The organism is Ureaplasma canigenitalium ATCC 51252, assembly GCF_000712165.1.
In the GTDB taxonomy this organism is placed as follows: domain Bacteria; phylum Bacillota_I; class Bacilli_A; order Mycoplasmatales; family Mycoplasmoidaceae; genus Ureaplasma; species Ureaplasma canigenitalium.
Genome location: NZ_JONZ01000004.1, coordinates 55966 through 68489, shown reverse-complemented (window position 1 = coordinate 68489; position 12524 = coordinate 55966). Strand labels below are relative to the sequence as shown.

Sequence of the window (12524 nt, the reverse complement as noted above, 5' to 3'; positions counted from 1 at the left end):
TTTATTCATTAATATGCTTAGTTGAGTAATTAGCATAATAAAGCTCTTTATAGAACGGACATGAATTAAGCAACGTTTCATGATTTCCCTGTCCTATAATTTCACCATCTTTAATAACTAAAATTAAATCAGCATTTAATATTGTAGACAATCGGTGAGCAATAACAAATGCTGTTCGTGAGTGAATTAGGTTTTCAATTGCTTTTTGAACTAATTTTTCAGTTCTAGTGTCAATAGAACTTGTCGCTTCATCAAGAATAATAATTTTTGCATCAGAAATAATCGCACGGGCGATTGTTAATAATTGTTTTTGACCCTGCGAAAGGTTTCGACTGTCATCAAGAATTGTCCCGTAATCATTTTCATACTTCATAATGAAATCGTGAACTTGTGCTTTTTTACATGCTTTAATAACATCTGCGGGGGTCGCATTTTCGTTTCCCCGAAGCACATTTTTTAAAATTGATTCACTAAATAAGAAGGTATCCTGTAATACAATTGAGATATTCTTTCGAACACTATTCCGACTTTTATTAACAATGCTTACACCGTTAAAAGTGATGTCTCCTTGGTTAATATCATAGAATCTGTTAATTAAGTTAACAATTGTTGTTTTACCTGAACCAGTCGGTCCAATAATAGCAACCTTCATATTTCGCTTAGCAACAAATGAAACATTTTTTAATGTTGGTTTGTTTTCAAGATAGTTAAAATACACATTTTTAAATTCAACATCAATCCCCTCTGAAGGGTCGATATGTAACTGTTCAATATCATCATGTTCTTCCTTTTCTTGGACTAGTTCATTCATCTTTCTTAAAGAAGATTGAGCTGAAATAAAAATTTGAATGTTATTACATACAGTACTAAAAAGGTCAGCGAACAAGTTTGAAACAAGGGATAGGCTAACTAATGTACCAAAGGAAATTGTTTTGGTCGCATGATCAATATTTTTGACAATACCAGGAAGTTCAATCTTTGAAATAGAAAGTAGTAGGAAGGCAACGGTAATACAAACATTTAAAATTCTTAAAGCAAAGACACTTCACGGAAAGATGACCCCACTAGTCGCATAGGCTTTAATTCAGTTAGCTCTTAGTCCTTGTTCAATTTTCTTATAACCATCAACGATGTAATCTTGTTCACCATAATTTTCAATAACACTTTGTGAAGTAATCATTTCCTCCATATAGTCATTAAGTTGAACAAAATCTTGTCGCTTTTTAATTGCAAGCTTTTGAGATTTCTTAAAGATAAAAGCAATAATTGACATCAGAAGTCCATAAAGAGCAAGACCAATAAGAGCGATGTATGGACTTAAAAGAATAAGAGCGATTCCGTAAAAAACTCCCCCAAATATTGCTTTATTTAATTCGATATAAAAATTAACCATCCCATTTTGGATATTAGTGGGATCGGACAATGCTTTATTAAAAATTTCACCAGCATTGTTCATATCATAGAATCGCATCGGTAAGCGACTTAATTTATTAATCACCATCATTGAAAGATGACGCTCAAGTTTATATGATACCTTAATCGAAATTAGGTTAATGAAGAAGTTTAAAATACCAGCAAAAAGGTAAAGACCCATTACTCCAAGACAGAAGTATACAAGAATTTCCTCAGTCGTTAAACCTTTGGAAAATTGATCAATCAGTGTTTGAAGAAGAAAGATGGCGCCGATGTTAAAAATTAATCAACCAATGATAGTAAGTGTTAAACCCATAAAATATTTCTTAAAGGGTTTAAAGTAAAACCTAATTAACTCTCATTTAGAATAAACTGCTTTATTACTTTTTAAACTCATAATTTAATCTTCTTTAATTTGTGATTGATAAATTTCTTTAAACACTTGACAGTCTTTTAATAGTTCATTCCATTTCCCCATACCAACAATTCGCCCACTATCCATCACAATAATTTTGTCACAGTTAACGATGTTTGTAATTCGTTGTGCAATAATAATGATTGATTTAAATCGGTTTTGTTTTTTAAGGGCGTTGATTAATTTCCGTTCAGTAATCATATCAAGTGCTGATGTTGAATCATCAAGAATTAAGGTACGTGCTCCTTTTCGACAAAGTGCTCTAGCAATGGCAAGACGTTGCTTTTGACCACCAGAAAGATTTTTAGCTTTAGGTGCTACCAACGACTCAAGACCTTTTTCTGTGCTAAAAATAAAATCTCTCGCTTGTGCTATGTCAATCGATTCATCGATGATTTCCTTTTCTATATTTTTCTGACCAAAAAGGATATTATGAATGAATGTACCTTTAAAAAGAAGGGGAGTTTGCTCATTAATAGAAAACGAAGAACGAAGGCACTTAATATCAATTTCCTTAATTGGTATATTATCAACAAGAATATTACCTTCAGTTGGTACAAGACGGTGCATTAATAAATTAATTAAAGTGGTTTTACCAGAACCTGTTGTCCCAATAATCCCAACTGTCTCATCACTATTTATTTTAAAAGAAACATTCTTTAGAACATTGCCACCCTCTTTATCGTACATAAAGGACACATTATCAAACACAATATCGTTGGTTAAAATTGACTTTGTTCCTGTATATTCAATTTTGTTTTTATAGAAGATGATTTCCCGAGTACGAATAAAACTTACATTGGTTCGAAGAAGTTGTTCAGTTGAAAGAGCAATTAAGGTAATCCCTAGAATAAGAAGGTTGCTTGACTGCATAATTGAAAGGATATCAGCGGCTTTTAAGTTTGTTACTGTTATCCCAAGAAGAAGAATAAACGGACTAATTAAATAAATAACAACAGTCGCAAAAGCAAGAGCTCCCTGAATCACTAGAGCGGCATACTCACTTTTATGAACAACTTCCTTTCATCTTTTTTCAATGTCATAATCAAAAACGGATTGTAATAAAAAAGATCTAATTGGTCTTACTCCGTTAATTTTTTCGTGAATTGAAACAGCAAGCTTGTCGCTCGCTTTCTTTGTTCTTACTCAAAATTTTCTAGCTCAAATAGCAAAGCAACCATAAATAATGCCGATGGAAACGGCAATTGTGACAATAGCAACTGGTATTTGTCAATTCTTGCCATTTAAAACAAAAAGCAAAACGATAGCACCAATGAAGTAAAGAATACCAAGAAACATCGGACGGAAAATAAAAGTTGATGTCTTTGAAATTTCTTTAACATCCTTAACACAAATATTAATTAATTTACTTTTGGAAAATAGTTGTTTATCCTCTAGACTAAGGAACATCGATTTTTCAAAAACCTTCTTCTGAAGCTGCTCCATCACAGCAACTTCGAGTCGCGTTAGTAAATAATTTTTAATTAAAATGATAATAATCCAAACAACAGCAAGAGCAATTAATATCCCACCAAGGATATAAGTATCTTGACTAGTTGTTGGTTGTGAAATATCTGATTTATTATTAAGAGCACTAAGTAGTAAGGGTTGAGCTAAGATTAACCCTAATTGTAAGATGTTAAAAAAAATGACTAGAAACAAAAGGGCTTTGTGTCTTCTTAATAAAACGTGTCATATTAATTTCACTTCATCCACCCCCTATCTTATTCTAATCTAATATTAATATTGTTTAATGAATCTAGCTTCTTGAGATAATGTTTTCTTTTTAAGATCTTCTCTCTTGTCATGTAGTTTCTTACCTTGACAAAGACCAATTAACATTTTTAATTTATTATTTTTTCAATAAATTTTAAGTGGTATTAATGTTAGGTTATCAGTCATTACTTTATGACTGATTTTAATAATTTCTTTCCTATGGAGAAGTAGTTTTCTCGAACGATAGGGATCTTGATTGAAGCGATTTCCTTCGAAAAAAGGAGCTATATGCATATTAATAATATAAACTTCCCCTTTGGTTATTTTAATAAAGGATTCGTTGATTGAGCAATTCGCATGCGACACTGATTTAACTTCGGTTCCCTTTAACACCATACCAGCTTCATATTCTTCTTTAACAAAATAATTGCGGTTAGCATTTTTGTTTGTAATAATCATTTATCCACCAAAAATTAACGATAGAACTTAACAAGTGAAAACTCAATTTTTCTTGTTAATTTATTAGCATCAATTACCTTAACTCTAACTTTTTTACCAATTGAAATTACATTATTTGAGTTTTGACCTACAAGAGTATTATTTTCTTGGATATAAGTGTAATAATCATTGTCAAGATTTGAAATTCTAAGCAGACCCTCAATGGTATTTACAAGTTCAATAAAAACACCAAAAGAGTTAACTGCAACTACAACACCATCAAATTCTTCATTTAAATGAAAGTTCATATATTCAGCAAACTTACAAGCATTAACATCTCGTTCAGTCTTAAGAGCGATAATTTCATTTTTATTTGCTTCATCACAAAGTACTTTTAAGTTAGTTTTAAGTTCTTGTCGTTCTTTATCGCTATAAGCTTCTCTATCAAAAACATACATTCAAAGAAGTCTATGAACAAGAAGGTCTGGGTATCTTCGAATTGGGGAAGTAAAATGTGTATAGTCTTCAAGAGCGAGACCAAAGTGACCAGTATTCTTAATTTCATAACTTGCTTTTGCCATTGCTCTAAGGAGAATTTTAGAAATTAATGATAAGTTTTCATTATCCTTATTGCCTTCAAGTCAATTACTAATTGAGTTTGGTTTGATGTTTTCATGGTCGGAATCAATATGAAAGGCTAACTTCTTGGATTCGATTTCAAAGCGTTTAAGACTTTCGATGCTTGGTTTATCGTGGACACGATAGATAAACGGCATTATATCCTTGTCACCATTTTTAATTTGCTGTTCAGCAAACTCATTAACAAAAGTAGTTACTGCTTCATTAGCAGTAATCATAAAGTCCTCAATCATTTCTTCGGCAATTCCAGAATCTTTAACTTCGATTCTGATTGGAATACCTTTATCATTAAGAATAATTTTTGGTTCCTTGATGTCAAAGCTTACATAACCATCATTCTTTCGTTTTTGGCGAATGTTAGCACTTAACTCACGAGCTTCATCGAGCATTTCCTTAATCGAAATGCTGAGTGGTGAACGTAGATTATTTTTGAAATAATAGTTAACTTCATCATAACTAAGTTGTTTTTGACTCTTAATAACAGAAGGATAAATATCCTTTCAAACAATGTGCCCTTTACGATGGATAATCATGTCAACCGTAATCGCCATTCGTTCCTCGTGCTGGTTTAAAGAACAAATATTATTAGAAATGTTATGAGGTAACATTGGAATTACACGATCTGCAAGATAAACGCTTGTTCCTTGTTTTCTTGCTTGTTGATCAAGAACTGTACCAGGTTGTACGTAAAAACTAACATCGGCAATGTTAACACTTAAAAAATACTTGTCAACATTCAGTTTTTTTACAAAAACAGCATCATCGATGTCTTTAGACCCTTCGGGATCAATCGAAACAATCATACGATCAAAAAGGAATCTTCTTATTTTTTTTTGGTGTTCGTCAACATTAAAAACACATTTAGCAGCGGCTTCATTGACTTCTTCACTAATTATTGGATTAATTCCGTTGTCGTAAACAATACTTAAAATATCATTACCAACATCATTCATATGACCAATAATATAAACAACTTCACAAAGTGCTTTCTTGTTATCGCTCTTAATAATGTGAAGTAGAATTTTGTGGTTATTAACAAGTCCCTTAATGTCATCTAATTCAACTTCTAGATAGAATAATGGATCATCGATTTGAACTTCATAACCTTTTTGGTTTGACTTTTTTTTAAAAACACCAACAAAATAATCTTTACTATGTTCAACAACTTCAATGATAGCGGCATCATAAAGTTCATTCTTCGGTTCTTTTTTGAGTTTAACAAATTTGACTTTATCAAACTTTAGGGCACCATTTAAATATTTTTTATTGACATAATATTCAACTTCGGTTTCATCTTCCTTAATAAAACCATCACCTTTTGAATTTATAGAAACAGTACCTGTTCGAATGTCAGTTTCTTTTTCAAAGTCATCATAAGACAATACAAATGAGCCACTATTTAATTGTCGTAATGTGTGTTCGTTCAATAATTCTTCTAAAGTTTTATCAAGCACATTAGGATTAAAGTTTTTAACTTTTCGACTAACTACATCATAAAGAGTCTTCGTTGAAATGGGTTTTCCGGATTTTCTAATAAAGTTAACAACCAGCTTACGGTAAAAATCACTTAAATTATGCGGCACGGTAAATTATCACAATTAAAAGAAGTACTATAGCAATGAAAAACATTGCTATTTGAAATCCTTTTGTTCATCCCCTGTCTTTTGTTTTTTTGAAAAGTTCAAGATCTTGTCCGTTAAGGCTGCTAAGACCACCAGTTGGTGAACTTCGCGATAAAAGTAAGCCAATGATAAGGGCTAAGATAGAAAATAAAATTATTGCGATTGTTAAACCCATATAAATCCTTATATTTTTTATATCTATATAGTATAACAATAATAAAGTAATTATAATAGTGAGTTATAAAGGTTTCTTAATTATCTGTGCTCAGGTTCTCGGATATTTCTCTTCTGTTTTCTGTGTTTTTGTAAAATAACCAACTGTGTGTTGCTGCTCATAATGATTAAATTGATCAAGGTAAACTAAAGAAAGTTGAAGAACCTTAATTGTATTTAATGCATCTTCCATTTCTTCATCGAATTTAATTGACTTTGGACAAATAATTAAACCATTAACTCTTACAAATGGGGCTGAAATTTCAAGTATTTTATAGAGTGAAGCCACTGCTCTACTTGTTACGATATCAAATGTTTCTCGTTGCTCTTTCTTAATGTCTTCAGCTCGCATATTTCAAACTTCAATATCCTTTAGTTGTAGATCATTGATGACAGTTCTTAAAAAATCACATTTTTTAACATTAGATTCGAGCAAAACCGCTTCCAGAGCGGGGAAAATGATTTTAAGTAAGATACCGGGAATACCATTTCCACTACCTATATCTAGCAATTTATAACCAATTTTAGAAAGATTAAATTTTTCCCTAAGTGCCTTAAACGGAATTAAAGAATCATATAAAAAAGCTTGAAAAATATCATCAAGATTACTAACCAATCGAGTTAAGTTAAAATCTTTATTTTTTTCTTTAACTAATTCTACATAACGAAAAATTTGAGAAAATTGTTCATCAGTTATTTCACCAAAATAATTTCTTATTTGACTTATAAAAAGCGGTTTATCCATGTTTAATTCTTTCTATATAATATTTAATCATCGCGATATCTGATAGGTTAATTCCGCTAATTCTAGAAGCTTGGTCAAGATTAATAGGTTGAATTTTATTTAATTTATCAACGGTTTCAAGACTTATATTAGGAACTTCTTTATAGTCCTTAATCGATGTTAAATTAATATTATTTAACTTACGTAGTTGATTAATATTTTCTTGTTGGTTTTTAATATAACCCTCGTACTTCACAGCAATATTCACTTTATTTAACATCGATGCATTAAATTGGTCTTGATTGGGATAAAAACAAATGATATCGTTGATAGTAATTTCTGGTCTTTTTAAATAATCAACAAGGTAAGTATTTGTTTTTTGAGTGGTGTGTTTAAGGCTATCTATTTGTCCGATTGTTGTGGTTCTAAGTCAGTTAATTAGGTATTCGATTTTATTTTTTTCTTGAAGGAAACTATCATATTGTTCTTGACTTACTAATCCGATTTGATATCCAATCTCTCGTAAACGATCATCAGCATTATCATTTCGTAGATAAAGTCGGTGTTCAGCTCGACTTGTTAAGAGTCGATATGGTTCAGTAATCCCCTTAGTAACAAGGTCATCAACCATAACTCCAATATAAGCTTGATCGCGACCAAGGATAACTGGTTCTTTGTTTTCTTTTTTGCATATCACATTAATAGCTGCCATCAAACCTTGTGCAGCCGCCTCTTCGTAACCGCTTGTCCCGTTAATTTGTCCAGCAAAAAATAGATTTTTAATTTTTTTATACTCTAATGTAGGGAAGAGTTGGGTAGGATCAATTGCATCATATTCAATTGCATAAGCGTATTTTTCAATTACTGCATTTTCAAATCCAGGAAGAAGCTGAATCATTTTATCTTGAATCTCAACAGGCATTGAAGTAGAAAAACCCGAAAGATACATCGTGTCAAGAAAAAGCGATTCTGGTTCAACGAAGATTTGGTGTCTTTCTTTTTCTCGAAATTTAACAACTTTGTCCTCAATTGAAGGACAATATCTTGGACCAATCCCGGAAATCATCCCTCCGTACATTGCTGATTGATTAAGTGACTGTTCAATTAAACGATGAATCGCTTCATTTGTGTAAGTAATGTAGCACGAAAGTTGCTTTTCAATTGGTAAATATGTTGGGTGGTCATGACTAAATGCCAATTTTTCTGCTGAACCAGGTTCTTCTTTCAATAGGTGATAATTTATGGTATCTTTTTTAATTCTCGCTGGAGTTCCAGTTTTTAACCTAAGAAGACCAATTCCTAACTCCTTAAAATTATCAGACAAATATTTAGCATTCTTTAAATTATCAGCACCAGTATTTTCCTTAATGTCTCCACGATGAGTAACCGAATTAAGATAAGTTCCAGTAGTTACTATTACAAAATCAGCTGAAATTAAAGAACCATCAGCCAATACCACTCCTTTAACAATTCCTTCGCTAACCTCTAACTTAGCAACTTCATTAATTAATAAATCAAGATTTTCTTGTTCTTTTATCTTGTCGATAAAATATTTGTGATACATTACTTTATCGCTTTGACATCGCAAAGCTCAAACACCAGGACCTTTTGAGGTGTTTAACATCTTCATTTGCAGAGCTGTTGCATCAGCAGCTTTACCTTGCATTCCACCAAGAGCATCAATTTCTCTCGTTACAACACCTTTAGCTGGACCACCAATACTCGGATTGCACGGCATCATTCCGATACCTTTTTCATCAAGGGTAATCAATAAAGTTGCTAACCCTTTTTTAGATGAGGCAAAACTAGCTTCAAGACCAGCATGTCCTGCACCAATAACTATTACATCGTATTTTTTCATATTTACTTAATCGGCCTCAACTTATAAGTATATAAGTTATCGTGGATTAATTTATTAATAACTGATTGGCGAATATCCGTGTCACCTGTTAAGTCATCTGATTGTGCAACAAAAAGATTAGCAATTTGTGTGTCATAAGATGCTTTATACTCTGTTGAATAAAGAGCAGCATAGTGAATTCCGATAGGATTAAAATTAGCATCAATAACTAAGGAACCAGATGAACCAGGATAAAGCATTCCAATTTCCTGTGATGTAATTAATCTCGAACCAATATTATAAAAATAATTGGTTATTGGCATATCTTCACCACGAATTCGCGATTGGTTATCCTTCTTAATAGAGTAGTAAGGGAGAGCATTAAATTCATCAACATTACGGTCAAAACCTTTAACTAGAGAACCAAAGCCTTTTGATGATTTTCAAGCAACAAGAGAACCAAAATCAAAATTTTTATTAGAATTATAACCTCCGCGGAAATTTTGAACCATAGGTAAGTATTTTTGAGAATTGCCAAGTCCTGTGTATCATTGTGCTTCATTTTTGGTGTCAAGCACACTAAAAAGAGAAGGTAATTTTTCTTTGATGTCTTTCTTCTTTAAAACCATTTTTGAAATAATCAAATCCAAGGTACCATTTGAGATATCACTCTTACCGGCTGATTTGATTTGTTTATAAACATTATCGTTTTGAAAAACACCCTTTCCACTTAATTTAGGAAGGAATCAAGTTCGATTACCATAATTTTCATTAGTAATGTTAACCACCTTTGAAGCATTAGCAAAGCTGATTGCACCAAGGATGTCATCAGTATCAGAACGATTAGGTTTTAAGGGAACGGTGTTTCAAAGAAGGTAACGATATTTGTCCTTATCGTGATATTCTTTTTCAGAAAGTACTGGTTTTTTCTTATTTAAATAACGAGAATATTCTTCTTTAGTAAATCATCTTCAAGGAAGTGTTTTCTTATCTTCTTTTGTTTCCCCTTTACCGATAAGTTCGCTTGAAAACGAACTAAAATTTAAAACATGATTGTTAGTCGCAACTAAGAACTCCGCTTCATCATCAGCGAGATTGTTGTTAACGATACGATCAACGATTCATCCTGTCCCAGAGCGAACAGAAGCTTCTTCACCGTCTTGTGTGCTAATGTAAGATAGACTAATTGAACGATCATAAATGTATCTATAATAATCTTCGTTTTTAAGTAACGAAGAATTAGTTGGATCAAGCTTTATTGAGAAGATAAAATCTTTACCATTAGTTTGTATTTGCCCGGTAAAAATAATTTCAATTTCACCAAAACGGTCAGATAATCTAAAAAGCATTTTATCGATCGTTAATTGTTTAAGAATTGAATTTTCTTCACCTTGATTCTCTCCACGAACAGAGAGTAAAGAGTGATAATCACTCTCTTTTAAATTTGATAATAATTGAACAAGCGAAGTTGGAAGACGACCATACGGATTTTGTCTAATTAAGGTTTCGATTACATCTTTGTTAAAAAAGATTTGTTTACCTGTTATCTCGTCATCAAGTTGATTCTCTAAGACTTCATCACCTTGATAGGTCTTATTAAAAATGTCAATTTGATACGTATTCTCGCTATCGTTTCTGACCTTCAAGTAATTGTTTTGTCGTTCTTCTGTCGTATCACCAAATTCACTATATCCAACTCTTTTAATATAGTGAATGCTTTCTGTACTAGTTAATGGTTTTTTACTTTTGAATCGATCTTTTGCTATTTGAAATCTTCTTTGATAGTACTGATTATTAATTAAAAAATCTTGTGGATTATTTTTGGTCTTTTCAATTATTTCATCTAAGGAATAAATAGCAGGTGTCGGTTGACTACTTGCCGCTTTTTCAATATCGTCATCATAATAAGATTGAAAATCATATTTAATTTCAACAGAACCAAGAATTTTCTTTTTAGGGAAGAAAAGTTCTGCTGATAAGGTTCCGTTTATATCGTCTGCTTTAATCGATCTTACCATAAAACTATCATTACGTAGATTGATAATAGCGGTGTTTTGAAGAACACTTTTTACATTTTTCCCAAGGACAGGGAAAGTACCGTTAGTAGTTTTTACATCAGTTACGACATACTCAAAATACTGCTGCAAAATCTCTTCTGTAACCTTTGACGGACGGATTTTAGAAGTTATTTCTGGAGCATAGTTAATTGCTCTTAACTGAACTGATACAACTCGATTACTTGGTCGACAGCAATTGCGATAAAGATGACTACAGGCCGCAATGGTAGGCACAACAATTGATAGTGCACCAACTCCTAAAAAGAGATTTAAAATTTTTTTCTTAAAATACAAGACGACCACTACCTTTTAGTTGTTTTAACTATTTAATTAATAATTAAATATTATTTTATAATTAAAAAACCTTTATGGAACTTATTAGTTGAAAAAGAGATAAATAAAGAAGATTTATAAAGAGCAAGCGGTATAACAAGCAATATAGTTGTAATAATTAATAAAGGTAATTATGTAAACCTTAAATCAATAGAGAGATTTGCTTAGCTTTAAATTTTAATGTTGAAGATATAGTAGAAATATAAACGGATTACTAAGGAAGATAATAAAATGGTTAATAGTAATTTAACACCTTTCGTAAAGTGAGTGGGTGGTAAAAGACAATTAATTAATGAAATTGAAATACGACTACCAAAGCAAATAGAAAACTATTATGAGCCTTTTGTCGGTGGAGGTGCAATTCTTTTTTATTTAAAACCAGAAAAAGCACACATCAATGATATTAACTCTGTATTGATAAATGCTTACAATGTAATAAAAACAAATCCAAATCAATTAATTAATTTATTAAATTATTTGGACAAAATGGAATGTACAAAAGAAACATACTTTAGTATAAGAGACAAATTTAACAATAAGATACTATCTAAAGAATATGATGTGGAAATGGCAAGTTTATTTATTTTCTTAAATAAAAGATGTTTTAATGGATTGTTTAGAGTTAATTCAAAAGGATTATTTAATGTTCCTTTTAACAACAAGCTTAAATGTGATTCTTACAATAAAAAAAACATACTCGGGATAAGTGAGTATTTGAAAAACGTTAATATTACAAATTTAGATTTTGAAGATAGTTTAGAGAATGCTAAAAAAGGAGATTTTATTTTTTTTGATAGTCCTTATGCTCCTTTAAATCCAACATCATTTGAGGCATATACTAAAGACGGTTTTGATATAGAAAATCATATTAGACTATCGGAAGTTTTTAAGAGATTGGATAAAAAAGGATGTTTATTAATGCTAACAAACCATAATACCGAGTTAATTAGAGATTTATATTCTGAATATAAAATAGAAGTGGTTGATGTTAAAAGAAATATAAATAGTAATGGTAATAATAGGGTAGGCGAAGAGGTTATTATTACAAACTATCAGTATTGATAAGATAAAAGTATTTAATGAAGACTGTTTTAAAATTTACCAACCCTAAATG

Annotated in this window: 9 protein-coding genes; 1 reads left to right on the top strand and 8 read right to left on the bottom strand. The window is 31.2% G+C overall.

Features of this window, described 5'->3' with window-relative positions:
• Nucleotide 1: 1 nt before the first annotated feature.
• The 8 genes from T416_RS0100280 to T416_RS0100245 all read right to left on the bottom strand — a co-directional run bounded on the left by T416_RS0100280 (nt 2) and on the right by T416_RS0100245 (nt 11371).
• On the bottom strand, nt 2-1729 hold the full coding sequence (locus tag T416_RS0100280) for an ABC transporter ATP-binding protein (protein WP_245600624.1): 1728 nt from the start codon (nt 1727-1729) through the stop codon (nt 2-4).
• A gap of 84 nt (nt 1730-1813) precedes the next feature.
• Nucleotides 1814-3535: an ABC transporter ATP-binding protein gene (locus tag T416_RS0100275; protein WP_031488839.1), complete on the bottom strand. Its 1722-nt coding sequence runs from the start codon at nt 3533-3535 to the stop codon at nt 1814-1816.
• 33 nt (nt 3536-3568) lie between these two features.
• On the bottom strand, nt 3569-4003 hold the full coding sequence (smpB, locus tag T416_RS0100270; RefSeq protein WP_031488838.1) for an SsrA-binding protein SmpB: 435 nt from the start codon (nt 4001-4003) through the stop codon (nt 3569-3571).
• Between the two features lie 14 nt (nt 4004-4017).
• A complete protein-coding gene (rnr, locus tag T416_RS0100265) occupies nt 4018-6204 on the bottom strand; it encodes a ribonuclease R (RefSeq protein ID WP_245600623.1) in 2187 nt (728 codons plus the stop codon).
• Nucleotides 6194-6418 (bottom strand): preprotein translocase subunit SecG, encoded by a 225-nt coding sequence (gene secG / locus T416_RS0100260; RefSeq protein ID WP_031488836.1) that lies wholly within the window; start codon nt 6416-6418, stop codon nt 6194-6196. Before secG ends, rnr begins: the two co-directional genes overlap by 11 nt.
• Nucleotides 6419-6481: 63 nt before the next feature.
• Nucleotides 6482-7201 carry a 16S rRNA (guanine(527)-N(7))-methyltransferase RsmG gene (gene rsmG, locus T416_RS0100255; protein WP_031488835.1) on the bottom strand — a complete coding sequence of 240 codons (720 nt, stop codon included), beginning with the start codon at nt 7199-7201 and terminating at the stop codon, nt 6482-6484.
• A complete protein-coding gene (mnmG, locus tag T416_RS0100250; RefSeq protein ID WP_031488834.1) occupies nt 7194-9041 on the bottom strand; it encodes a tRNA uridine-5-carboxymethylaminomethyl(34) synthesis enzyme MnmG in 1848 nt (615 codons plus the stop codon). Before mnmG ends, rsmG begins: the two co-directional genes overlap by 8 nt.
• A 2-nt stretch (nt 9042-9043) precedes the next feature.
• Nucleotides 9044-11371: an MAG2960 family serine endopeptidase lipoprotein gene (locus T416_RS0100245; protein ID WP_031488833.1), complete on the bottom strand. Its 2328-nt coding sequence runs from the start codon at nt 11369-11371 to the stop codon at nt 9044-9046.
• A gap of 270 nt (nt 11372-11641) precedes the next feature.
• Here T416_RS0100245 and T416_RS0100240 point away from each other — a divergent pair, with 270 nt between their 5' ends.
• Nucleotides 11642-12475: a DNA adenine methylase gene (locus T416_RS0100240; RefSeq protein WP_031488832.1), complete on the top strand. Its 834-nt coding sequence runs from the start codon at nt 11642-11644 to the stop codon at nt 12473-12475.
• Nucleotides 12476-12524 lie beyond the last annotated feature (49 nt).